The organism is Cylindrospermopsis sp. CR12 (assembly GCF_001432185.1).
Taxonomy (GTDB): Bacteria; Cyanobacteriota; Cyanobacteriia; order Cyanobacteriales; family Nostocaceae; genus Raphidiopsis; species Raphidiopsis raciborskii.
Genome location: NZ_LMVE01000052.1, coordinates 30,508 through 55,782 on the forward strand (window position 1 = coordinate 30,508; position 25,275 = coordinate 55,782).

23 protein-coding genes are annotated in these 25,275 nt (G+C 39.5%); 11 read left to right on the forward strand and 12 right to left on the reverse strand.

Translation table 11 applies throughout. The features are described from left to right. The first annotated feature begins 62 nt into the window (after nt 1-62). On the forward strand, nt 63-1,319 hold the full coding sequence (locus tag ASL19_RS07465; protein ID WP_057177852.1) for a glycosyltransferase family 4 protein: 1,257 nt from the start codon (nt 63-65) through the stop codon (nt 1,317-1,319). A gap of 173 nt (nt 1,320-1,492) precedes the next feature. On the opposite strand, the gene ASL19_RS07470 is transcribed toward ASL19_RS07465, so the two are convergent. Together ASL19_RS07470 and ASL19_RS07475 are read right to left on the reverse strand one after the other, a co-directional pair. After that, entirely contained in the window at nt 1,493-2,827 is a 1,335-nt protein-coding gene (locus tag ASL19_RS07470) for a TRAP transporter large permease subunit (protein WP_057177853.1), read from the reverse strand. 47 nt (nt 2,828-2,874) lie between these two features. Beyond that, nucleotides 2,875-3,501, reverse strand: a complete 627-nt coding sequence (locus ASL19_RS07475; RefSeq protein ID WP_082604665.1) for a TRAP transporter small permease subunit — start codon at nt 3,499-3,501, stop codon at nt 2,875-2,877. 196 nt (nt 3,502-3,697) lie between these two features. Here ASL19_RS07475 and ASL19_RS07480 point away from each other — a divergent pair, with 196 nt between their 5' ends. Further along, nucleotides 3,698-4,828 (forward strand): TRAP transporter substrate-binding protein, encoded by a 1,131-nt coding sequence (locus ASL19_RS07480; RefSeq protein WP_057177872.1) that lies wholly within the window; start codon nt 3,698-3,700, stop codon nt 4,826-4,828. Between the two features lie 207 nt (nt 4,829-5,035). Then, the gene (gene leuS / locus ASL19_RS07485) at nt 5,036-7,618 is read left to right on the forward strand and encodes a leucine--tRNA ligase (protein ID WP_057177855.1); all 2,583 of its coding nucleotides are present in this window, start codon (nt 5,036-5,038) and stop codon (nt 7,616-7,618) included. A gap of 133 nt (nt 7,619-7,751) precedes the next feature. On the opposite strand, the gene ASL19_RS07490 is transcribed toward leuS, so the two are convergent. Then, nucleotides 7,752-8,189 (reverse strand): DUF29 domain-containing protein, encoded by a 438-nt coding sequence (locus ASL19_RS07490; RefSeq protein WP_057177856.1) that lies wholly within the window; start codon nt 8,187-8,189, stop codon nt 7,752-7,754. Then, nucleotides 8,190-8,564 carry a dihydroneopterin aldolase gene (gene folB / locus ASL19_RS07495; RefSeq protein ID WP_057177857.1) on the reverse strand — a complete coding sequence of 125 codons (375 nt, stop codon included), beginning with the start codon at nt 8,562-8,564 and terminating at the stop codon, nt 8,190-8,192. It abuts the gene before it with no gap. Nucleotides 8,565-8,593: 29 nt separating this feature from the next. Between folB and menD the strand changes: the two genes are divergently transcribed. Beyond that, on the forward strand, nt 8,594-10,330 hold the full coding sequence (gene menD, locus ASL19_RS07500; protein ID WP_057177858.1) for a 2-succinyl-5-enolpyruvyl-6-hydroxy-3-cyclohexene-1-carboxylic-acid synthase: 1,737 nt from the start codon (nt 8,594-8,596) through the stop codon (nt 10,328-10,330). Here menD and gloB read toward each other — a convergent pair. The 4 genes from gloB to ASL19_RS07520 form a co-directional block, all read right to left on the reverse strand. Further along, nucleotides 10,327-11,100 carry a hydroxyacylglutathione hydrolase gene (gene gloB / locus ASL19_RS07505; RefSeq protein WP_057177859.1) on the reverse strand — a complete coding sequence of 258 codons (774 nt, stop codon included), beginning with the start codon at nt 11,098-11,100 and terminating at the stop codon, nt 10,327-10,329. The genes menD and gloB overlap by 4 nt on opposite strands. A 204-nt stretch (nt 11,101-11,304) precedes the next feature. Beyond that, nucleotides 11,305-11,679 carry a hypothetical protein gene (locus ASL19_RS07510; RefSeq protein WP_006277756.1) on the reverse strand — a complete coding sequence of 125 codons (375 nt, stop codon included), beginning with the start codon at nt 11,677-11,679 and terminating at the stop codon, nt 11,305-11,307. Nucleotides 11,680-11,727: 48 nt separating this feature from the next. Then, entirely contained in the window at nt 11,728-13,437 is a 1,710-nt protein-coding gene (locus ASL19_RS07515; RefSeq protein WP_057177860.1) for an AarF/ABC1/UbiB kinase family protein, read from the reverse strand. 280 nt (nt 13,438-13,717) lie between these two features. Then, on the reverse strand, nt 13,718-15,970 hold the full coding sequence (locus tag ASL19_RS07520) for an FdhF/YdeP family oxidoreductase (RefSeq protein ID WP_057177873.1): 2,253 nt from the start codon (nt 15,968-15,970) through the stop codon (nt 13,718-13,720). Between the two features lie 110 nt (nt 15,971-16,080). Here ASL19_RS07520 and ASL19_RS07525 point away from each other — a divergent pair, with 110 nt between their 5' ends. Next, a complete protein-coding gene (locus ASL19_RS07525; protein ID WP_057177861.1) occupies nt 16,081-17,007 on the forward strand; it encodes a lysylphosphatidylglycerol synthase domain-containing protein in 927 nt (308 codons plus the stop codon). 59 nt (nt 17,008-17,066) lie between these two features. Further along, nucleotides 17,067-17,540, forward strand: a complete 474-nt coding sequence (locus ASL19_RS07530) for a low molecular weight protein-tyrosine-phosphatase (protein ID WP_072149104.1) — start codon at nt 17,067-17,069, stop codon at nt 17,538-17,540. 14 nt (nt 17,541-17,554) lie between these two features. Here the strand turns inward: ASL19_RS07530 and ASL19_RS07535 are convergent, their stop codons facing one another. Next, nucleotides 17,555-18,250, reverse strand: a complete 696-nt coding sequence (locus ASL19_RS07535) for a response regulator transcription factor (RefSeq protein WP_057177863.1) — start codon at nt 18,248-18,250, stop codon at nt 17,555-17,557. Between the two features lie 314 nt (nt 18,251-18,564). On the opposite strand from ASL19_RS07535, the gene smpB reads away from it, so the two are divergent. After that, nucleotides 18,565-19,032 carry an SsrA-binding protein SmpB gene (smpB, locus tag ASL19_RS07540; protein ID WP_006277749.1) on the forward strand — a complete coding sequence of 156 codons (468 nt, stop codon included), beginning with the start codon at nt 18,565-18,567 and terminating at the stop codon, nt 19,030-19,032. Between the two features lie 39 nt (nt 19,033-19,071). Here the strand turns inward: smpB and ASL19_RS07545 are convergent, their stop codons facing one another. The 3 genes from ASL19_RS07545 to ASL19_RS18540 all read right to left on the reverse strand — a co-directional run bounded on the left by ASL19_RS07545 (nt 19,072) and on the right by ASL19_RS18540 (nt 21,240). Further along, a complete protein-coding gene (locus ASL19_RS07545; RefSeq protein ID WP_057177864.1) occupies nt 19,072-19,533 on the reverse strand; it encodes a DUF29 domain-containing protein in 462 nt (153 codons plus the stop codon). 18 nt (nt 19,534-19,551) lie between these two features. Then, nucleotides 19,552-20,943 (reverse strand): IctB family putative bicarbonate transporter, encoded by a 1,392-nt coding sequence (locus tag ASL19_RS07550; RefSeq protein ID WP_057177865.1) that lies wholly within the window; start codon nt 20,941-20,943, stop codon nt 19,552-19,554. A 138-nt stretch (nt 20,944-21,081) separates the two neighbouring features. After that, complete coding sequence (locus ASL19_RS18540) at nt 21,082-21,240, reverse strand: hypothetical protein (RefSeq protein ID WP_235528947.1); 159 nt, start codon at nt 21,238-21,240, stop codon at nt 21,082-21,084. Between ASL19_RS18540 and ASL19_RS07555 the strand changes: the two genes are divergently transcribed. The 4 genes from ASL19_RS07555 to ASL19_RS17835 all read left to right on the forward strand — a co-directional run. Beyond that, entirely contained in the window at nt 21,206-22,582 is a 1,377-nt protein-coding gene (locus ASL19_RS07555; RefSeq protein WP_006277746.1) for a cytochrome ubiquinol oxidase subunit I, read from the forward strand. The genes ASL19_RS18540 and ASL19_RS07555 overlap by 35 nt on opposite strands. Before the next feature lie 27 nt (nt 22,583-22,609). Beyond that, nucleotides 22,610-23,623: a cytochrome d ubiquinol oxidase subunit II gene (gene cydB, locus ASL19_RS07560; RefSeq protein WP_057177866.1), complete on the forward strand. Its 1,014-nt coding sequence runs from the start codon at nt 22,610-22,612 to the stop codon at nt 23,621-23,623. A gap of 105 nt (nt 23,624-23,728) precedes the next feature. After that, a complete protein-coding gene (locus ASL19_RS07565; RefSeq protein WP_057177867.1) occupies nt 23,729-24,799 on the forward strand; it encodes a hypothetical protein in 1,071 nt (356 codons plus the stop codon). 229 nt (nt 24,800-25,028) lie between these two features. After that, a partial coding sequence (locus tag ASL19_RS17835) for a hypothetical protein (protein ID WP_161808584.1) occupies nt 25,029-25,275 on the forward strand: 247 nt, incomplete at its 3' end.

Genomic DNA, 25,275 nt, shown 5'->3' on the forward strand with positions numbered 1-25,275 from the left:
AGGTCTGTCAATGCGTAAATCCTAATTAATTCAACTTTCTTACCCAAACAGAGGAATTGAACATGGAAAAGAAACCCTTGCGTATTGCCTTATTCACCGGTTTATATGCTCCTTTTTTAACGGGAGTATCTGTTGCTGTACACCAGCGCGTTCATTGGTTACTAGAACAAGGACATGAAGTTTTTCTGATTCATCCACAAATTAATAAGCAATATAGTCAACAAGTTGGCAATCGTCCCATGTTAGGATTATCAGAACTGCAAATTTTTTCTAACTTCTCTTCCTATGCTTTTCCTACCCAACCACTAATTTTTTATAAATCCCTACCACAACCTTTAAATTATCGTCATTGGAACGATACTAAACTTTTAGAAAACTTTCAACCTGATATTATTGTTGTGGAGGAAGCAGCCCAGATGAGAGGGCTATATTCTATTTTTCTACAAGGTTATGGTAGAGCAGTAGGAGTTGACTATGCCAAACGTACTAAAACCCCTATTATCTCCGTTTTTCACACGGATATAGTTGCCTATATTAAATACTATTTAGGCGACATTTTATTCAGACTAACGAGTCCGATAATTCCTCTACTAGTCAGACAATTTAGCGATCAATATACCCTCAACATATTTCCTTCTAGAGAGCAACTGAAAAAGTACCAAAAACTGCAATGCCAAAGATGTGAATATGTCCCTTACCAGGGAATTAACTGTGAAAAATTTCATCCTCGTAACATTTGTCATGACCCAATCCCCAATGATAAAAGACCAACTATTTTATTTGTAGGACGGATCACTGCTGAAAAGAATGTGACTCAAATTTTAGAAGCCTATCCCTTAATTGCAGCTAAAATTCCCGATGTACATTTAGTCATAGTTGGTAGTGGTCCCTTAGATCAAGAAATTCGCCATCGCGCCCAAAAATTTGCTGATGGTGTGACAATTTGGGGTGAATCTCATGGCACAGAACTTTTAGGATGGTTTGCTAGAGCAGATGTTTTTATTAACCCGTCAGTTACAGAAAACTTCTGCACTACTAATAACGAAGCTTTAGCTTCTGGAACACCAGTAGTAGCAGTTATGGCTCCCTCTACTGCTGAACAAGTAATTATTGGTTATAATGGACTACTTGCACAACCTAATAATCCCAAAGATTTTGCCGACAAAATAGTAACAATCCTGCAAAATCCCGATCTTAAAAATCAATTGTCTAGGCAAGCTCGCCCCTCAATTTTACAATTTGATTGGTCAAATTGCAGTCAAAAATTTGAGGATAAATTATATGAGTTAGTAAATGTAAATGAGATGGAATTCTTCTAAGTGGGTGAGTGGAATTAGATATAAGATCAACGTAGGTTGGGTTGAAGTATGAAACCCAACACCACGTCCTACAAATAATTGTGCCTCCCTACTTAGTTGGGGAAGGTATGGTAGTAGGGTGATCAGGGGTTTCCTGTAAGAAATCTAGATCACTCTATTAAATCAAATGGAAATCAAACAGCAGAAATGTCAATTAACCAACGTACTGTCTGGGGGAAAATAATGACAATTAACAACACAATAAACTGTAAGACCATAAAAGGAATAGCACTTTTGTGAATATCAAAAGTGCTAACTTCTTTAGGTGCAACACTTTGTAGATAAAACAAAGAAAATCCCACAGGTGGAGAAATAAAGGCCGTTTGTAAATTAATTGCCATCACCACACCAAACCATACCATATCAATATTTAAAGCTTGAGCTGCAGGTACAAATAAAGGCATGGCAATAAAGCAAATTTCCATGAACTCCAGAAAAACTCCCAGGGCAAAAATTGCCAAGTTACTGACAATTAAAAATCCCCAATAACCTCCGGGTAAACCTGTCAAAAGTTCAGTAATTAAAGTTTTACCCCCCAGAGCATCAAATACTAAACTAAACATGGATGAAGCAAATAAAATCATCACCACTAAAGCGGTAATAACTGCCGTGGAGTGAGCAGAATCACGAACTAATTGAGGTGTTAACCGTTTATTGAAAGCGGCCAGCAAAGAAGCACCAACAGCACCAACAGCACCAGCTTCTGTAGGCGTAGCAATGCCAAAGAAAATACTCCCTAAAACAGCAAAAATCAATAAAATTGGGGGGATAACAGCCTTGATGACTTTTTTGAGTAACTTAGTACCTGTAAGAATTTCCACATTAGCAGGAATATTCGGAACTTTGTCTGGCTGAAAAAAAGCTAGTGCCAGAATATAGAGAATATAAGAACCAGATAACATTAAACCTGGAATTAAAGCCCCTAAAAATAAATCTCCTACCGACACACCAATTTGGTCACTGAGAATTACGAGTACTAAACTGGGGGGAATTAGCTGGGCCAAAGTACCCGATGCAATAATTACTCCAGCAGCTAGTTTCTTATCATAACCATAGCGAATCATCACCGGTAAGGATAACATTCCCATGACAATTACTGTAGCAGCTACAACTCCTGTCGTCGCTGCTAGAATAGTTCCTACTAAGACAACTGCTAGGGCTAAACCACCTCGTATACGACTGAATAAAATACCTACAGTTTCTAATAATTCCTCGGCTAAACCTGACTTTTCTAAAATAGCACCTAGAAACACAAAAAAGGGAATAGCCAGGAGGGTGAAATTGGACATGGTGCCAAACCAAATATTTGGCAATGATAACAAACGTGCAGGGTTAAAAGCTCCGACTGTCATACCAATGATACCAAAAACAACTGCTGTTCCTGCAAAGGAAAAGGCAACCGGGTATCCAGTCATTAAAATTATAAAAAAGCCCAGAAACATCAAAATAGATAACCATTCAAAACCCATAAATCACCTGATAAATTACTAACACTTTAAGAATTATTGAAGATTGACTATTCAATTTTGATATTTTCTGAAGTTTCTAGTCGAACTTTTTCTGATACCTGTTCATAGCCTAGGAGTATGGCCAAATATTTAATGGCTTGAGAAATACTCTGTAAAAGGAGAAACAATAATCCCAGGGGAAGCATAGTTTTAATGGGTGCGCGAGGTAACCCATTAGCATCGGAAGAAACTTCCCAACTTCCCCAATTACCATCACTTAATCTCCCCCAGGACTGTAAGACCGGATTAAATGTGACCCAAATACCAATTAAACAGAAGGGAATTAAAAATAATACTGTTCCCCAAAAATCAATCAATGCTCTTTTCTTCTCATTCATATTAGTATACAAAAAATCTACTCGAACATTGTCTCCATGACGTAAAATATAGGCAAAGCCAAGTAAAAATGTCATAGAAAATAAATACCATTGCAGTTCTAAAAGCGCGTTCGAAGATAATTGTACTCCTAAAAAGCGTCCTAAATAGCGAGCAAACACGTTAAAAAAACCCACTCCAATGGTGATTAAAACCAGCCAATTGCAAAACCATCCCAATTTATCCGTATATTTATCAATAAACTCGGAAATCCTTAATAATCTGCTAATAAATAGCCATTTTCTGGATTCGTGCATCATGATTTCACTCACAAATAATTTCCCCACACTACACTAAACTAGGACTGATAGAAGATATTATAGAAATTTCGTTATACTTCTTTATACTTATTTTTAATTATTCATATTTTTTCCCTAAACAATATGGTAGAGTGTGGTGGTATTTTCAGCTCAATGGCAAATACTTTTTAAAAATTATCCAAGTCAGGTTTTATTTATGAAACGTCGAGACCTTGTTACGAGATTATCTCAAAGTGCCATTGGCGCTACAGGGGTAGCAATTGTTGGAGGTTGTCAAAAAGCTCAAAACCAAGAAGCAAGTGGATTTAATACAGATAAACTACCAACGGTAAAGTGGCAAATGGCCACCAGTTGGCCTTTGTCCTTAGAAATTATTTTTGGTGGAGCACAGGTTTTAGCTGATAGGGTAAAAGCCCTTACTAATGGGAAATTTATCATAGAACCTCGTCCCGCTGGAGACATAGCTCCTGGTTTGGAAGTGTTGAATGTGGTTTCCCAGGGTGCGGTACAGTCAGGACATACGGGATCCTACTACTATATTGGCAAAACCCCAGCCCTAGCTTTTGGTACATCAGTACCTTTTGGATTGAATGCACAACAGCAAAATGCCTGGTTATACGAAGGTGGCGGTCTAGCTAAATTACAAGAGCTTTACGCCCGTAAATTCAATGTCATTCAATTTCCTGCTGGTAACACAGGTACACAGATGGGGGGGTGGTTTCGCCGAGAAATCAAAACCATTAATGATCTAAAAGGATTGAAAATGCGTATTCCTGGTTTAGGTGGACAGGTAATGGCTAAACTGGGGGTGACAGTACAAAATGTTCCTGGGGGGGAGATATTTCAGGCATTACAAACTGGTGCTATTGATGCTGCTGAGTGGGTAGGACCCTACGACGACGAGAAGTTGGGTTTAAATAAAGTTGCTAAGTATTACTATTATCCCGGTTGGTGGGAACCAGGTCCAACTTTAGAAGTGCAAATTAATTTAGATGAGTGGAAGAAATTACCACCTCAATATCAAGCAGCTTTAGAAACCGCAGCATATCAATCCAACCTAACAATGTTGGCTCGTTACGATGCCAAAAATAATCAAGCACTAGAAAGATTGTTAAAGGGTGGTACGGAGGTTCGTGCTTACAGTCAGGAGATTTTAGCAGTTGCGGAAAAAGAATCTTTTGCCCTGTATGATGAATTTGCTGCCAAAGATGCGGATTTCAAGGCCATTTATGACGAGTGGAAGCCTTTTAGGGATCGAGTTTATGCTTGGAACAATTTAAATGAGGGCAGTTTTAGTCGTTATGTTTATAGTAAGCTTAAAAGCTAATCAACAGTAATTAGTGTTAAGATATGCACGATATTTTCTTTCATCTTTCGGTAGCTTTGCCGGAAGCTATGATACAATCGTGCTTTCTGGCTTACCAGAATTGACCGATGGGATGGTTAATCAATTTTAATCCTTTTGATTAGCTGTAAAATTGCACAAGTCTGGATTATGCCACAATAGCGAAAAAAAACATTAGGAGTTTTATTTGTGGAGTCCAAAACATTATACGACCCAGCAGCAATTGAAGAAAAATGGCAACAGTTATGGTCAGAACTAGGTTTGGATAAAACACCTCAAGACAAAAACCAACCAAAATTCTACGCCCTTTCTATGTTCCCCTACCCTTCAGGTAGCTTGCATATGGGTCATGTGCGTAACTACACGATTACAGATGTGATCGCTCGCCTGAAAAGAATGCAAGGGTATCGTGTATTACATCCAATGGGTTGGGATGCCTTTGGATTGCCAGCAGAAAATGCAGCTATTGATAGGGGTGTTCCTCCAGCGAAGTGGACATACCAAAATATTGACCAGATGAGACAACAATTAAAACGTCTGGGTTTATCCTTAGACTGGGAAGCTGAAGTTGCTACTTGCTCATCCGATTATTATCGCTGGACACAATGGATTTTTCTGCAATTTTTAGCAGCTGGTTTAGCCTATCAAAAAGAGGCGGCTGTTAATTGGGATCCTATAGACCAAACTGTATTAGCTAATGAACAAGTAGATGCTGAAGGAAGATCTTGGCGTAGTGGTGCGATCGTAGAACGTAAGATGTTGCGTCAATGGTTTCTCAAAATTACAGCCTATGCGGAGGAACTATTAAATGATCTAGAACATTTACCCGGTTGGCCCGAACGGGTAAAGATAATGCAGGCCAACTGGATTGGCAAATCTACAGGTGCATATTTAGAATTTCCTATTGTGGGGTTAAGGGAAAAAATTGGTGTTTATACCACTCGTCCCGATACGGTTTATGGAGTGAGTTATATTGTATTAGCTCCCGAGCACCCCTTAACTAAAATGGTAACCAATGCGGAACAAAAAGCAGCGGTGGAAGCGTTTATTGCAGAAGTAAGTAGTCAAAGTGAGTTAGAAAGGACTGCAGAGGACAAACCTAAGCGGGGTATTCCTACTGGTGGGAAGGCTATCAACCCTTTCACCCAACAGGAAGTACCCATCTGGATTGCCGACTACGTACTTTATGAGTATGGGACTGGTGCGGTGATGGGTGTACCTGCTCATGATGCACGGGATTTCAAATTTGCCCGGGAGCAAAATTTAGAGATTAAGGTAGTAATTGTACCAGAAATTGGTAATCAGGAAACCCTAACTAAAGCCTATACAGAAGGGGGAGTTTTAGTTAACTCCGGTCAGTTTAATGGCATGAATTCAGCAGACGGCAAAAAGGCAATTATTGAATATGCTCAAGAGCAGGGTTTTGGTAGCCAGAAAGTTCAATATCGCCTACGAGATTGGTTAATTTCTCGTCAACGTTATTGGGGTGCGCCTATTCCAGTGATTCATTGTCCTGAATGTGGTATGGTTCCAGTACCAGAAGCGGATTTACCCGTAGAATTACCAGAAGAAGTGGAATTTACCGGTCGTGGTGGATCGCCCTTAGCTCAGTTAGAAAGTTGGTTGAATGTACCCTGTCCTAATTGTGGTACTCCAGCCAAAAGAGAGACGGACACTATGGATACTTTTATCGATTCTTCTTGGTATTTCTTACGTTATACTGATGCCAAAAATGCTCAACAAATTTTTGATAGCAGTCGGGTAAATGATTGGATGCCAGTGGATCAATATGTGGGTGGTATTGAGCATGCCATTTTGCATTTGTTGTATTCTCGTTTCTTCACCAAGGTGTTAAGAGATAGGGGTTTATTGAATTTTGATGAACCATTTCAAAGGTTATTAACCCAGGGAATGGTACAGGGTTTAACATATATGAACCCCAACAAAAGTGGTAAAGACAAATGGGTTCCTTCCCATTTAGTTGATGCTAATCATCCTGTGGATCCTCAAACAAGGGAACCTTTACAACGTGTTTATGCAACCATGTCTAAATCAAAAGGTAATGGGGTAGCACCAGAAGACGTAATTTCTAAGTATGGTGTTGACACAGCGCGGATGTTTATTTTATTCAAAGCACCACCTGAGAAAGATTTGGAATGGGATGAAGCTGATGTTGAAGGACAATTTCGATTTTTAAATCGTGTTTGGAGATTGGTGAATGATTATGCCAATATGGGAGTCTGTGGAAAAAAAGTTGATTTAGAGAAATTGACAAAGGAAGAGAAAGATTTAAGAAGGACAACTCACTTAGCTATTAAAGCAATTACGGAAGATGTAGAAGACGAATATCAGTTTAACACAGCAATTTCAGAACTCATGAAATTGAGCAATGCTCTCACTGATGGAAAATGTCATAATTCACCAATTTATGCAGAAGGGATTAAAAATTTAGTGATTATGTTAGCTCCTTTTGCACCCCATATTGCTGATGAGTTATGGAGTTCACTGGGGAATAAGGGTTCAGTACATCAGCAAGGTTGGCCAAGTTTTGACCCAGGAGCTTTGATAGCTGATGAAATTACCCTAGTAATTCAAATTATGGGGAAAACCCGTGGTGCAATTCAAGTTCCTTCCCAAATAGATAAAATGGCCTTGGAAAAATATGCGCGGGAATCAGAGGTGGCAAAACGTTATATTGAGGGGAAAGAAGTCAAAAAGGTCATTGTTGTTCCCGGTAAGCTGGTGAATTTTGTCCTAGACCAGAAGGAATAGCTGGGGTCACCTTTTAATTGGGTGGGTGGAATTAAACATAATATGAACGTAGGTTGGGTTGAAGTATGAAACCCAACACCTGCATGGGTTAAGCCACCACTAACCCATCCTACAAATAATTGTGCCTCCCTACTTAATTGGGAAAATAGTCAGCATCTAGGATTTGTTCTGGGGTAAAGGGACATTCACAGGGAAAAGTGTTATGGGAAAGATTAGTTTCATTAACAGTGGCCCGAACAGCTTTTTGATAACAATTGGACAAAATTGTTTGCAAGTAAGGTTTTAAACTGGGACTATCTTTCAGAATTAATTCCAATTGTTCTCTTTGTTCATCAATAGTATTCAACCAGCTAGAAGTTCTTTTTTGGGGCTGATATTTCCATTTTAATAGGTGCAAGACTAATATTTTCAAACGACTGAACGTTTCCCGTTTTTCACTATTCCCCATGGATTTGATTTCTTCGATTAAGTTTTCTCGGTCTAGGTTGGTTAGGTCTCCATTTTGAAGGGAATTGATAGTTTGTTCTATCCAAAGATGAAAGTCTTTTTCATAGAGGGTTTGAATAGTCATTTATAATCCTTTTTCGTCCTTACACTTAGTAATTTGTACGCTGATTCTACCACTAAAGTCAGGAATAGGTGCTGTAGGTTTAATAACCGTAACTTGCACCTGACTAATCATATCATTGTACTCAAGAATCTCATGAGCAATAGCTCCCGCTAAACGCTCCAACAAATCAAAACTAGACGCTTTTACCAAATTTTGTACCAAATCAATCACACTGCGGTAGTCCACAGTATGATGTATATTATCAGTAACCGCAGCTTGGGAAAGATCCATCCACAATTTTAAATCCACCTCAAACCATTGTCCTAAAATCTTTTCTTCTGGTAAGTACCCAATATAGCCATAACTGCGAATACCTGTTAAATTAATACAGTCCATAAAAATCTTCCGGTTCTAGAATTCCTTTAATGCACTTGGTTTTTAAAAATGTCAATCAGTTGTGGTCCTATGTGGTAGTCTCCACCCTAAAGCATTTGGGGTTAGATTTTGCTGTTTTATGTCCTGGTTCCCGTTCCACTCCCTTAACTTTGGCATTTTGTCAAGAAGGATCAGATATTGAACCTATGCCAATTCTGGACGAACGTTCAGGGGCTTTTTTTGCCCTGGGAAGGGCGAAAGCTACGAGAAAACCCGTAGTGCTAGTGTGCACTTCTGGAACAGCGGGGGCAAATTTTTACCCTGCAGTAATCGAAGCCAAGGAAAGTTGTGTACCCCTGTTACTCCTAACTGCTGATAGACCACCAGAATTACGAGATTGTCATTCTGGACAAACTATTGACCAGGTCAAATTATATGGTAATTATCCCAATTGGCAAACGGAGTTAGCAACTCCCCTTGCTGAAATACAAATGTTAGGTTATTTGCGACAAACCATAATTCATGCTTGGAAACGTTGTCAGTTTCCTAGGGGAGGAGTTGTACACTTGAATATACCCTTTCGTGATCCTCTTGCACCAGTTGCTGATGGAACTGATTTTATATTGGACACAGAAGAATTTTTCAGGGGAATCATTCCCACCCCCTTACCAACTGTCAATTACCCATTACCCTTAGAATGGAAAAAATATGAACGGGGTATTATTATTGCAGGAGTAGCACAACCTCAAGACCCGGAAAAATATTGTCAGGCCATTTCTTGTCTTTCTCGAACCTTACAATGGCCAGTTCTCGCAGAAGGACTTTCTCCGGTGAGGAATTACGCGGATTTATGTCCTTATTTAATTTCCACATACGATCTGATTTTACGTAATCCACAACTGCGTCAGGAATTAACTCCACAAATAATAATTCAAATTGGGGAAATGCCCACTAGCAAAGAATTACGCCATTGGTTAGTGGATGTCAATGCTCAGCGTTTTGTCATTGATAATTCTTTTGAAAATATAGACCCCCTGCATGGAAAAACGGTACACCTGAAAATATCTGTAGAGGATTTAGACTTTGGGGGAGTGTGGCATAGCATGGCGAGTTTATGTTCACAACAGTATTTACAACAATGGTGTGCCATGGAAGCAGCAGTGAGAAAAAATATTGATGATATGTTTTTAAAAACTGAAGAGTTAACCGAAAGTAAAGCTGCTTGGTTGATTTCTCAGCTACTCCCAGAAAACACTCCATTATTTATTGCTAATAGTATGCCAGTACGGGATGTAGAATTCTTTTGGAAACCCAACAGTTTAAGAATCAAACCCTACTTTAATCGAGGTGCTAATGGTATTGACGGTAGTCTTTCCACCGCTTTGGGAATAGTCCATCAACATCACACAAGTCTTGGTGGTGTAATGCTCACAGGAGACCTAGCTCTATTACATGACACCAATGGTTTTTTGCTCAGAAATAAGTTCCTAGGACATTTGACCATCGTGTTAATCAATAATAATGGTGGTGGTATTTTTGAAATGTTGCCCATTGCCAATTTTGATCCGCCCTTTGAAGATTTTTTTGCCACCCCCCAAAATATTAACTTTGCCGATTTGTGTGTTACCTATGGTGTTGACTATGAACTAATTAGTTCTTGGCATCAGTTAGAAGAAAGATTGAGAATTTTGCCCAGTCAGGGAATTAGGGTTTTAGAAATTCCCACCAACAGAAAAAGGGATGCTCAATGGAGAAAGCAGTGTTTAGGAAAAATGTCCTTGCTTTAGTATTTATCTTTCATTCCCCGAATTTTAGCGAAGGTTTGTATGGGGTCACTACTGTTGACAGCTAATTGTAATGAGGGTTGATCCCAACGTAAAAAGGGATTTGTTAATTTTTCTGTACCCAGGAGAGAGGGAACTGTAGGTTGCTGAAGTTGACGAAGAGCTGTTACTTCTGTCAAACGTTTTTGTAATTCTTGGTTTTCACTATCTACTGTTAGCGCAAAGCGTAGGTTATTCCAGGTGTACTCATGGGCGCACCAAACCCGGGTGTTATCAGGTAAAGCTCTCAGTTGAGTCAAAGACTCCACCATTTGTGCTGGTGTACCTTCAAATAGACGACCACAACCACCAGCAAAAAGAGTGTCACCACAAAATAACTCTCCTGTGTCACCGGGTGTGACAGGGGGGAAATAATAGGCAATATGAGCACGAGTATGACCAGGTATAAATAATACTATTGCCTGGCGATCGCCAAATTTAACAATATCATTTGCTTGTAGGAACACCTGCTGTCCAGGAATTCTTCCTCGGTCTTGAATACCAGCATATATGGTCACCTGGGGAAATTTTTCAATTAATTTCTGATTACCTCCCACATGGTCATGATGATGATGGGTATTAAAAATAGCGACCAAATTGCATTGTAATTCTGTAAGTTTTTCCATAACCGGTTCTGGTTGAGCGGGATCGACAACAGCAGCAATATTATGATATGAATCGTATAGGAGAAATATATAGTTATCAGACAGTGCTGATAATTGAATGATTTGCATTATTTTTACCTCATTTATATAAATAAAAATTATCAAATCTCTCTACTTTAAGAAGAGAGATTTAACAAAGATTCTTGAGTAAGTGGGTGAGTGGAATTAAACATAAGATGAACGTAGGTTGGGTTGAGGAACGAAACCCAACGCCCCCACGGGTTACCCTACCACTAAGCCATCCTACAAATAATTGTGCCTCCCTACTTACCTTCAAGACCAAGAATCTAAATCAAGAGATTGCATCCCACGATTACTAACAAACTCTAGTAAACTACCCAGTTGGAACCAGACAAACAAACAAGTTGCCAGACTCAATGGTAGACCTATACCCAAAGCGAGGGGGGAGGGAAAACCAAATATTTCCAATCCAGAAGACATAAATAAACAAACGCCCCCTGTAATTCCTATAAATGGCAATAACAATTGTTTTAAAGAACCGGATGATTTAATGGGTTCTATCTGATTAGCTGGCCACTTCTGCACAATTACCTTTAAGGTACCAGACAAAGCAAAACCAGAAGTTAATGCGGCCAGAAAACCTACCAGTAGTAAAATATAAGGTGGTTGAAGAGGATAGTAATACATGAAAACTCCTGATTTTAAAAAACTAACCAACAAAAACAAAATAGGCTATTATTCAGCTATAACAGAGGAAAGAAAAGAACCTGCTCTGGGTAAAATAGCTGCTACACTTTCCCGAGAGAACTCGGTCAACATATTGAGAGCTACGTTGAGTAAACGATTGGGGGGTAAATCATCTTTGACTAACTCCCATAATCTTTGTACCTCATCAGTATGCAAACGGTCGTCTTCAGTCAACGCTAAAACCAATTGACGACGCAAGAATTTACCCTCTTCAGAAAGTAAATACTGTAAACCCATTTTCGCCGTGGGAACCATATCAAACTCCCCATCTGTACGAGCAATGGAAATCAAATTTTCCAACCTTTGCCATTGGAACTTACCATTTTTAAATAGCACGTTCAATAACCGTCTTCTTAACGCAGGTGATTCACCAGTGAGTAGACGACGTGCTATGTATGGATAGCCAACCTCCACAATTTTAAAATTGCGGTTAAGACTCAACGCAATCCCTTCCTGGGTTACCAGGGAGCGAATAATCAAAGCAAATTTGGCAGGAACTCGGAAGGGGTAATCATACATTAATTCCGAAAATTCATCGGTGATAGTTTTAAAGTTAAAATCCCCAACATTCTTACCAATGGCATTCCCTAAAACCGCTTCTAACGCTGGAATAATAGGACTAATATTTGTCCCGGGGGCTAAAAAACCCAAACTGACAAAATCTTCCGCTAGATCGGCGTAATCCTTATTCACAAGATGCACCAGCGCATCCACTAAAGTTTCCTTAGTAGTTTCCTCCAACTGATCCATCATGCCAAAGTCAATGTAAGCCATGCGACCATCATCCACCGCAAACAAATTACCCGGATGGGGATCCGCATGGAAAAAGCCATATTCTAATAGCTGTTGTAAACCAGAAGTAACCCCAATTTGAATCATACCTTCAGGATTTAAACCAGCTTGACGAATCCTTTCGGTATCCGTGAGTTTATAACCATTGATCCATTCCAGGGTTAAAACTCGATGACTACTATAACTCCAGTAAATAACTGGTACTTTTACCTGGGGGTTGTTGCGAAAATTGTGGGCGAATTTCTCTGCATTACGCCCTTCATTCATGTAGTCTATTTCTTCAAATAATTTGGTGCCAAATTCATCCACAATTAGTGTTAGGTCATGACCAAGATTGAGAGGTAACCAGGGACTTAACCAAGTAGCTGCCCATCGCATTAAGTACAGGTCTTTTGTGATGATTGGTCTCAGGTTAGGGCGTTGTACTTTTACAGCGATTTCTTCACCTGTCACTAAAGTTCCCCTATATACCTGACCCAAACTAGCTGCTGCTACTGGTTGGGGTGATAGTTTGGTAAATATCTCATCAATGGACCTATTGAGCTCAGTTTCTATAATACTTAGGGCTATATCGTGGTCAAACGGTGGTAACTGGTCTTGCAGTTTTACCAGTTCCTCCAAAAAGTCCTTACGGATTAAGTCTGGTCGAGTGGATAGAGCTTGACCAACTTTGATGAATGTTGGACCTAGGTTGGTTAACAGTTTTCGCAACTGGGTGGCTCTTTTTCCCCTATTTTGCTCAACCTGATTTCGCCATTCATCCCACTGAAGGCTGAATATAAAGACCGCAAAAGAAAATAGGATTCTCAACAGTCTTGCTAAAGCTAACCAGGGACGGTAACGATAATAACTTGCGATCGCTTCTGGATTGTACTGCTTTAATTGAGCAGGTTGGTAATGACCCACGTCTTTGCCTCTACAACTGGGAATTTGAGCTTTTATTTACTAACTGTTTACGTGGGTATATTGCCCCTTTTCATGGGATTTAGATATCCCATAAAATAATTGCCAATCACCCATTTCCAGGCAATATTAGCCATCATAGGGCGGTTTTTATTACCTAGGTTAGTTTATCTTTTTGTTAATTATACTTTATAAAACTACAAACTTTGGTCTGATAGCAAGGGTATTTTATCTTTTCTTAACTATTACCTGATTTTACCTTACGTGTAGACGTAGCCATCTGTTAAGAGCGATAAGCACCATAAACTAGCACAGGCACTCTTTTATATGCAGGTGTACCGCTATTTATATCAATTTCTGCTTTAAATAACAGATTTGCCTCTGGATAAAACATAAATGCCACGCCTTGACGAATTCTACCACAAATAACTTCAATGCTATTTAGTTCCCCCGCATTACCTTTAACTGTGACCCGATCATTTTCTTTGAATCCTGCTGCGGCAATATCCTCAGCATTCATCAAAATACAATGGCGATGGGGCATATTTCTATACTTATCTTCATCACGATATACCACGGTATTATGCTGACCATAACTGCGTCCAGTTCCCAGTATTAAAACAGTTCCCGGATGATTTTCTGGAACTCCAAAATAGGATTTATTTGGTAAAGATAATTGTGGTAGGGTTGTGACAAACATTTGTGCTTTACCATCGGGAGTATTAAATTTTGGTTCTGAAAAGACTCGCCCATCAATGGTAAATTCTTCTTGAGTTTGGTCAATCTGCCCAATTTTTTGATAACCGGGAATGGTTTTGGCGATAAGTTCTCTGATATAGATTGGATCTTGCAATTTACGCCAATTGATTGGACCTTCTTGATGGGAAATATGGGCAATTTCTGTAATTAACTCTACTTCTGAAATTAAATCAGACTCCCGGGAAGATAGATGTGTTCTACCTGCATCATTTAATCGCACAAAATTGTTTCCCGATTCCGTAGTGGTCTGGTGGGGATTTTCAAATCTGTTAAAAACTGGTAAGATTAGGGTCTTAACCTTTGCCAATCCATGAAAATGTCCTAGATTGGGTTTTGTCCCCACATAAAATATAGTTTCTATTTCAGATAATGCCTTTTTAGCCTGTTGTAAATCTGGATTAGCTGCATATAAATTGCCTCCCAAACAAAACAGGGTATCTACCCGACCTTTTTCTGCTGCTGTGATTAAATCACGGGTATGATAGCCAGGGGTATTATTGAGGGGTTTTCCCAGCAATTGGGATAGTGCTTCCCTAACTTCTTCCCGCAAGTTTACAGTTACACCCATAGAGCCAAATCCTTGAACATTGGAATGGCCCCGAATGGGCATTGTTCCCGCTCCGATTTTACCAGCATTACCTGTCATCAAGGCAGTATTTGCAATGCTGAATATGTTCTCGACTGCGTTCTTATGTTGGGTTATACCCATTGCCCAGGCAAAAACTACGTTTTTTGATTTACCAATTAAATAAGCTGCTGCACTAATTTCTTCCTGAGATAATCCGCAGGTTTTAGTAATTTCTTCCCAAGATGTGTGTTGGGCATAATCTAGGATTTCTTGCCAATTTTTTGTGTGAGATTGTAGGTAGTTATTTTGAATTAAATTTTGCTCAATTAGGGATTTTTGCAAACCAACAAATAGGGCAACATCACTACCAGGAATAGGCTGTAAATATAAAGTTGATATATCCGAACCACCAGTGAGTAGTAATTTGATGGGAAAAGCAGGAGAACCAAATTTGACCAAGCCAACTTCTATCTGGGGATTGATAATAATTATCTTACCTCCCCTGTCCCGTAATTTGATTAACTCGTTCATTAATCTTGGATGATTAGCAGGCGCATTAGATCCAACTAAAACTATGCAGTCACTGTGTTTTAAGCTCTCTAAACTGACCATGGAAGTGCCAGAACCAAAAACTTGCTTTAACCCCACGGTTGAAGGAGCGTGACACAAATCTGAACAGTCAGCTAAATTATTACTCCCCAGCGATCGCATGAATAATTGCAACAGGTAAGCTGCTTCGTTAGAAGAACGCCCAGAGCTGTAACTGGCAATTCTCTGTGGTGTGATACTGAAAGATTTTCGAGCAATTTGATAAACCTCTGACCAGCTGATAGGTTGATAGTGGGATGCTCCAGATCTGAGAATAAGTGGATAGGTTAATCTACCCAATTTGTCGCATTGTTGGGAAGTAAGTTGTTGTAATTCGTTAATAGTGTACTGCTCAAAAAATTCTAGTTTGATTCCCGGTTGCAATTCAGCAGCGATCGCCTCTACACTTTTAGCACAACGTTGTAAGTATTCTCCCGACTCATTAACAAATCCGCCTTTTTGTCCACCAGTTCCCCAGGCGCAGGATAAACAGGCACTTTTATGATTCAGGGTTTGCCATAATTTAGGTCCTTGGGGGGTGAGGGTTTTTTCTACCCAGTATTGAATTACAGGTATTCCTCCTCCGGAGGGAGATTTTGAATTTGCGGTTAAATCATCCATAAAATCTAACTCAATTTCTTGACCTAAGTACCTTATAGTATAGGACATTAAGTTGAATTCCGTTGACTAACAAGTAACTGCAAAAGAAGATTGTAGATAATATTAGGATTATGGCGAAATTCTCGCGCTGGGTTGTTTTTGGAGTGACTTTGCTTTTTTTAGCCAAAACTCTCCAAGACCATTGGTTGGAAGTGAACTCTCTGAGTCTAGTTACAATTAAGTGGAAAACTTTGATTCTAGCCACCATAGTGACATTACTTGCACACACTTGGGCGGGGTGGGTATGGACATGGATTCTGAAAGATTTAAATCAGTCTGTACCTACTGGTCTATTTATCCGAGTGTATTTAAAAACTAATGTCGCTAAATATTTGCCTGGAAATGTTTGGCATTATTATGGAAGAATACTAACAGCTAAAAATACCAATATTCCCACACTGGTAGCCACCTTGAGTGTCCTGTTAGAACCCCTACTCATGGCTACAGCAGCTTTATTTAATATTATTTTACTCCCTAATCAATTATTTCTTACCTTTAGGTACATTCCTCAAATTCTACAATTCATCAGTTTGTGTCTACTGCTAAGTGCCATGCACCCAGCAGTCCTAAATCCTGGGCTGGATATACTATATCAGATAAAAAGCAAAGTTAAGTTCCCTGGAAAAACCTCCCCTACAGTAAATTCCCCGATTCAGCCCATTAATAATTTAATTCTTGACCACTATCCCCTATTACCTCTGGTGGGTGAACTCATATTTGTATACTTACGGGGAACAGGGTTTATTTTAACTATTTCTGCTGTTAGTAATGTGGATATCAACCAAATCCCCATATTAATGGGTGCTTTTAGTCTGGCCTGGGTTTTGGGTCTAGTCATCCCCGGTGCTCCAGGTGGTATAGGTGTATTTGAAGCCACTGCTATTCTGGTTCTAGACGATGTTTTCCCACCTGCTATCCTAATTAGCGCGATCGCACTGTATCGTCTTATCAGCATTTTAGCGGAAACTATTGGTGCTGCTATTGGCTACTTACTCTAGTTTTTTGCTAAATTTGCCCATCTGGTGGTACTATGGTGCTGTTGCTAAATTCCTAAATCATGTCATATAAGTTACTTTTTGTCTGTCTTGGCAATATTTGTCGTTCTCCATCAGCGGAGAATATTATGAATTATCTAATCGATAAAGCAAATTTAAGTAATGAAATTCATTGCGATTCCGCTGGTACTTCCAACTATCACATTGGCAGTCCACCCGATAGAAGAATGAGCGCGGCCGCATCTGCTAAATTGGGTATTGACCTACTTGGAAAAGCCCGTCAGTTCCAAATATCTGACTTTGAGGATTTTGACTTGATTTTGGCTATGGATAAGGATAACTATCGAGATATTCTCTCTCTGGACTCTTCAGGAAGGTATCATCCCAAGGTTCGTCTTATGTGCGACTTTTGCTCTGAACACAGTTTCCAGGAAGTCCCTGATCCCTATTATGGAGGACCGGAGGGATTTAATCAAGTAATAGATTTACTTATGGATGCTTGTAATGGACTGTTAAAACATATAAAAAATCAATAATACTATTCCTCGAGCTAGTCTACTATACCATGCTTTATAGCAAATCTTACCAGTTCAGCTCTGTTATTACTAGAAGTTTTTCTCAATAAGCTACTGACATATTTCTCTACTGTACGTGGACTCAAATATAATTTACTGCCAATTTCTGCATTAGATAGCCCATGAGTCAACAACTCCAGAACCTCTCGTTCTCTGGTACTTATGGACATGAGTATGTGAGAGTCGGGATGGTTTAAAGTCTCAGTCCTAGGAATAGATGGGGAAACAGGTCTGGTTTTGTCATCAGGGGGAAAACTGCCACTGATCTGACTGGATAAACAATATTCCGATTGAATAATTTGCGATCGCTCTAACAAGTTACGAACAGCAGCGGATAACTCCTCTAGTTCAAAAGGCTTAGGTAAATATAAATCACATCCCGACTGATAACCGAGAATCCTCTCTTGAGTTTTGGTTCTAGCAGTCAAGAGAATAACAGGTAGCAAGCGAAACTCAATGTTTTGACGTACTCGACGGACCAACTCATAACCGTTCATTCGTGGCATAATAATGTCCGTCACCATCAAATCCAGGTGTTCTTGTTGTATAATAGATAGGGCGTTTTCACCATCATCAGCTGTCAGTACAGAATAACCACACAGTTCCAGATAATCACTAATCGAGAGACTAGTGCCAATGTCATCATCGACCACAAGGATTTTTAAGGGCATTAAAACCAGATCCCCAGTATTTTTATTACGGAATATTTAAAAATAATAATTGAACAGTAATATATATCTAAACTTACCACTTTTAGGAAATTAATGCCATTCTCGAGAAAGACGCTGTAATAGCATATTCAAAGATATAATTACTTTACGCCAACACCATTTGAAAATATAATGAAACATTATGTTATATTGGTGGTTTAAACTCATATTGGTCTTACCAGGCAAATTAGGCAAATGAAAATTAAAAAAATGACCATTATTTACACATATTTGTCTAAGTATATTTTGTTTACAGTACAAAAGTAAAATTTTCAATGAGTGACAAAAACGAAGGTTACAAGATTATTAGTGATAATAGACAAGCCCGTTATTTATATGAAATCCTAGAAACCTACGAAGCAGGAATTCAGCTCACTGGTACGGAAGTGAAATCAATACGAGCGGGTAAAGTCAACTTACAGGATGGTTATGCTTTGTTGCGTGATGGAGAAGCATGGCTAATAAACGCTCATATTTCCCCTTACACAGCCAGTGGACAATATTTCAATCATGAGCCCAGACGCACCCGAAAATTGCTTTTACACGGATTAGAAATTCGTAAGTTGATAGGTAAAGTGGAACAACAAGGTTTAACCTTGATTCCATTAAAAATGTACTTCAAAAGGGGCTGGGTAAAGATCAGCATTGGTTTATGCAGAGGGAAGAAAGTCCATGATAAACGGGAAGATTTAAAGCGTCGTCAAGATCAGCGTGATATTCAGCGGGCGATGAAGAATTACTAATTGTACTAATTGAGTGGATAGTTTTCCACCTTGTTTTTCTTATTGCCAATCTTGACTAGTATCGCACATAAATCCATGGGAAATCGCTTGTTCAAACTGGTAGGGACAAACTTGGGGAAAAGTTCTCAATGGTAGGTTAGTTTCTCGTAGAGCTAAATCAACTCCCCCTTCAAAAGCATCCTCCAAAGCGTAGGGGATACGGGATTCTAAGGTGGGATTACGTTGAAAATGACGATGGATAGCACGGCGCTGTTCTCTAATAGTTAGAAACCAACTGCGACAACGATTCTCCGGTTGGTATTCCCACTTGAGCAGGTGTCCCAACAAAACCGTAAGACGACTAACTAGTTCCCGATATTCCTGTCTTCCCAACCCTTCTAACTCCGTCTGCAAATTTTCCCAGTCCAGTTGAGATACTTGTCTTTGGGAAATTGCTCTGAGTTGCCATTGAATCCAACCATAAAAGTCTTGTTCGTATTTAGGAGGAACTTCAGAGTTCATAAGTAGTTATGCTCCGTCCTAATTTATTTCTCCACGGTTTTCGGTCAAGGGATTCCAGTAGCTAGCCACTATGGCCACCATTAACCACCAAAGAGTATTCACTTCTGGACGATACCATACAGTATCTACAGTACCATGACCTAGCATACCAAATATAGCCGCGATCGCTCCTATTAACCAAAGTCCATCCTGATTTCTCACCTTGAGAAACTGGCGCATTTGAACCAGTCCTGAGTTGATAATGACAATAATCAACCAGATAAAACAAGACAAACCAACAAAACCACTTTCTACAGCTGTTTCTAGGAAAATTGAATAGGCACTCAAAGCACTATAGCGGGGACGTTGGTAAAGGGGATAGATTTTATTAAAAGAATTATGTCCTGGACCAATACCAATAATTGGGCGATCGCGAATCATTTCCAAAACTGCATCCCAGACATTACGGCGAAAATTATTACTACTATCTTGACGGTCAGCAAAAATACTAACCAATCGCAATCTAACTGGCTCAACAAAAATTACTGCTAGCAGAAGAGCGCCGATAAAAGTTCCCAATATAATTGGCAATAACCAAGTGCGCCAAAATAGAGACAGTTGTACACTCCACCAATAAGCTAACAACACCATAGCAGCCAAAATAGCGATTAGCATACCAATCCAGCCACCGCGACTAAAAGTTAAAACCAAACAAGAAGCGTTTGCGGCTAACATAATTACAGCTAGAGACTTTCTAATCCAACCGTGCCAGGCGAAAATAGCCACTAAACTTAAAGCCACTGCGGGGATCAGATACCCAGCCAATAAGTTCGGATTACCTAGATAACTGTAGACCCTAGTGGTTTTAGATAGAGTTGATTCTGGATCAACCCAGGTAGCCAAGGCCTTAGCCCCGAAAAACCATTGTCGAATGCCATATACACTAACAAGGAGGGATACATGTAAGTACAGGGTAATTAACCAGGAGCGAACGCGGTGAATTCTCAGGGATCTAGCACACAGAGCAAAAAGTAGTAAATAGAGTGTTAAAGTTACCAAATCACTAAAAGCTGCCTTTTTGACAGGGGATAAGCCTGCTGAAACCACAGCAATAAACCAATAGAGCAGAACTACCAGATGAATTGGGGTAAAGGAAATTTTAGATAGATTAGTGTCATCTGATATAGTTAATATTAACCATAATGCTGCAGCTGCTAGTAGCAATATTCCAGTTAAAGTGCTAGACACAAAGGGTGACAATCCGTAAATTAGGCTGATTAAAGCAGCAGAGAGCATATCTCCCCATTGCATCAGCCAGCTGGTTTGGCGCCAAGGACTTACAATACCCACCAACCTATGTAGATAGCTAGTATTGACATATTCTTTTAGGGGTAAGGAGGATAGTGTAAATCTTTCCCAGAGTAAATTCATAAATGGTGATACCCACAAAATTAGGTTAAAACTGACGATCCCAAAGAAAATCTGTAATTTCTATGAATTTTGACATAGTGTCGCTTGCATAAACTAAAACTATGGTGGTAATAGTTCTAATTGTAATTATAGCTTTAGCTATAACACTAAACAATGCAAACTGACAGCAATTAACATCATTTTAACTACAGCAATGGAAGAACTCATCTCAAACACGGTAACATTGTCACGAATACAGTTTGCACTAACCGCAATATTCCACATGCTCTGGCCAGTGCTAACAACTGGTATGGCCATATACTTAGTGGTAATCGAGGGATTGTGGTTAAAAACTCACAACCTAGAATACTACCACCACGCCCGCTTCTGGTCTAAATTATATGTTCTCAACTTTGGCATTGGTGTTGCATCTGGGTTACCGATGGCATTCCAATTTGGTCTGAACTGGGCACCCTTCTCCGAGTCAGTGGGAGATTTTTTTGGTACCGTCCTGGGTTTTGAAGGCACAATGGCATTTATGCTAGAAGCTAGTTTCCTGGGCATTATGCTATTTGGCTGGGATCGAGTCCCACCAGTTATTCATTGGATATCCACCATTCTAGTGGCTTTTGGAGCTAATCTCTCCACCTTCTGGATTCTATCAGCAAATTCTTGGCTACAAACCCCAGCAGGCGGTGAATTTATCGCCGGTAAGTTTGTTGTTCAAGACTACTTCCAAGCGATCGCCAATCCATTTATGGTGAATAGTTTTCTCCATACATTCTTTGCCACTTTAGAAACCTCCTTGTTTGTGATTGGTGGTATTAGTGCCTGGTATATTATCAATCAACGTCGCACGGAATTCTTCCTCCGTTCCTTCAAAGTTATACTGGCGATCGCCATTGTAATTGCACCTCTACAAGTCTTTATAGGACACCTGAGTGCGGAACAAGTTTACCACTATCAACCGGCGAAACTTGCAGCAATGGAAGCTCAGTGGGAAACAGTTCCTGCGGGAGAACCTGCGGATTGGAGTCTGTTGGCTGTACCCAACAATAAAGTTGAGAAAAATGAGTGGGAAATCAAAGTTCCGGGGGCGTTGAGCTACCTATTAGAACTCAAATCTAAACTTGACCAACCGGTTAAGGGGCTCAAAGAATGGGAACCCAAAAATCGACCCCAAATGGTAGGACTGATCTACTATTCCTTCCGAATCATGGTAGGGATTGGACTATTTTTGGCTGGGTTAATGCTGATTACAGTTATACAATGGCTAAGTGGCAAACTATCCACCACAACCATCACCCAGCAAAAGTGGTTAATGAGAGCATGGATCTTTGCCGGTCCTCTGGGTTATATAGCGGTTGAAACCGGGTGGATTGTTCGTTGTGTAGGTAGACAGCCTTGGATTGTGTATGGGGAACTAAGAACCGTTGATGCTGCATCCCATATTCCCCCAGGAGAAGTTTTATTCTCTCTAGTAGGGTTGATGAGTATGTATGCGGTGTTTTTCGTTGCTGCCCTTTATTTTGGCAGTCGTATTATTCGTAAGGGACCCAACTTAGAATTACCAGCACCGCGTACAATAATTAAACCAGCTATTGATATTGAGCCTGCTCAACATGGAGTAGATCGTCGTCCAGCAGAAGCACAACAGTAAGAGGATAAGTTAGTAAGAAGGTATTTTATGGAACCATTAGAGCCGTTACAACACTTTTTGCCTCAAGTTTGGTTTTTCATTTTAGGTCTGTTTTTGTTCCTTTATATTTTATTAGATGGATTTGATTTAGGAGTTGGCATTCTATCCCTAACCGCTTCTAGCGAGGAACGTCGTAGTATTTTGATGACCAGTTTAGGTAATGTTTGGGATGCCAACGAAACTTGGTTGATTTTAATGGGGGGTTCTCTATTTGGAGCTTTTCCCTTGGCATACGCCACCATTTTAAACGCCCTCTATCTACCTGCGGTAGTAATGGTTGTAGGTTTAATTCTCAGAGCAGTTTCCTTTGAGTTTAGAGAAAACGCTGATAACAAATTAGTTTGGAATATTGCCTTTGGTGTAGGCAGTTTTCTGGCCGCCCTAGGACAAGGATTTGCCTTGGGAAGTGTTTTTGAGGGTATCAAGGTTGACCAAGCTGGACATTTTGCCGGTGGCGTTTGGGACTGGTTAACCTGGCGATCAGTAGTGGTTGCTCTAACTCTAATTCAAGGGTATGTTCTCATTGGATCTACTTATTTAATCTTGAAAACCACTGGAGATTTACAGAAAACTTACTACAAGACTGCCACCATAGCTACCTGGACAACTTTAGTGGGTGCACTATTTATTACTATTAGCACCCCTATAATTTCTGGGGAGGCACGAACCCAATTATTTGCAGCTCCCCTGATTTACATCTTTGGTTTAATACCCGTTTTGGGGATCCTATTCATAGGATTACTATTGCGAAGTCTATACCAGCGTCAAGAAAATACTCCTTTGGTATACACATTCCTAGTTTTTTGTCTTTCCTTTATTGGGCTAGGTTTTGTAATTTTTCCGAACATCATTCCTCCCAGTGTGACCATTTATCAAGCAGCAGCAGCACCAAGTTCTTTGGTGTTTATGTTGACATTTATCGGTTTTCTTATCCCCGTAGTTTTATTTTACAACGTTTATAACTACGTAGTATTTCGAGGCAAAATTATTAACCAGGAGTAGTGATATAATTGCTCATCATATAGATCTGCAAACTAGAGTAGTCTATATGATGAGCACAAAAAGCTTAGGCAATAATAGCGGTAAACTCCTGCGATTACATGTATTATGAAACTTTACCTTTATCTTTTAGCTGGTATCAGTTCCGCTTTGCTGGGTTGGAATATAGGACAGTTTTTCATCACTGACCTAGGTTTGTTTCCCCAATATCCAGAAATTATTCTGTTTCCCTGTATAGCGGTTTCCCTTTCCTGTAGTATGGTGATGAACGAGATATTCATCAGTAATCCTACTAGAGTGAAACGCAGTTTTGAGACTGCTAAACAACCTCTATTAATTGCCACCGGATTAGGTATTATTTCTGGCTTAGTGGCTGGCATTATATCGCAAATTCTGTTTTGGCCAGTGATTCGCGTACCTACTCCTATTGTTAGAACTCTAGGATGGTTATTAATTGGAGTTTCCGTCGGTTTAGCGGAGGGTTTAACTTGGCGTTGGCACAGCATGGAAGCATCAGGAAAAAAACGCCTGCAACAAAGACTGAAAATTAGTGTTATTGCTGCAAGTGGAGCAAGTTTAATGGCAGCAGTTTTATTTGAAATACTTCGTTTGACTATCGGTAAAATGCCACCAGATTTGAAGAGTATAGAAGACATCATTGGTTTCAGCATTTTAGGCTTATTATTGGGTGCAGTTTTTAGTGTGACTAATTCTCCTAGTTATATTGCAGCTTTACGAGCAGGTAAGGGTTTTGAGTATAAAGACTTTAAAGAAGATACCCAAGATGTTCCTTCCTATCCATTGATTAATAGCCATCAACTGTCATTTGTTAACAATGTGGAAGAAACTAATGAGATTCAAGAAGGTTTATCTATTCAACTACCTGCTAGAGGAAAAATCAGAATAGGATCTGATAGCATTAATACAGATATTACCATTCCTGGATTACCTCCCCACATTGCCGATATTGAAATACAAAAAAGAGCTGCTAACTTGATTCCTGATAGTGAATTTTTCCACGCGATCGCAGTTAATGGGGTTACCCTCAGGCACAATCGCCAAGTTGCTCTAAGGCATAATTATTTATTGACTTTATACACATTTAATAAAGCAGGTGTCAAAGAAGAAAAATATTATCGTTTTGTCTACTACAATCGTTTTCTTGATCCCCAGGCATAATATAGCTGTAGCCAAGTTAATTAGGACGCTAGTTACTTGAGAACGATTTCCATATCAACAATCACCCACTTCTCTCAATATATTCTCAATATATAAGGTGAAAACTCAATAAGGAATATAATACCTTTATTGATAGGCTAAGAAGTTTGTCATTAGAGAAGCAAACTAGTTAAAATAATTGGGAAGTGGGGAGTTTCAATTTAATCCCAAAACTAACAAGGATAAAAATATGGCTAGACCTGGTGGAAACCCTGAACTCAAAAAATATCAATTTTCTAGTGAAGGGGAACCTAATAATGCTCAACTTCGCTTGTGGGTTACTAAATCTCTTTTGACTAGGCTTAACAATACCTTCGGAGCGAATAGAAATAAGTGGATTAGAGAAACTCTAACCAAAGCATTAGATGAAATTGATGAAAATCATATGAAACATGATATGAAGAACTTTGAGGAAGAAACAAAGATGCCACTATTAA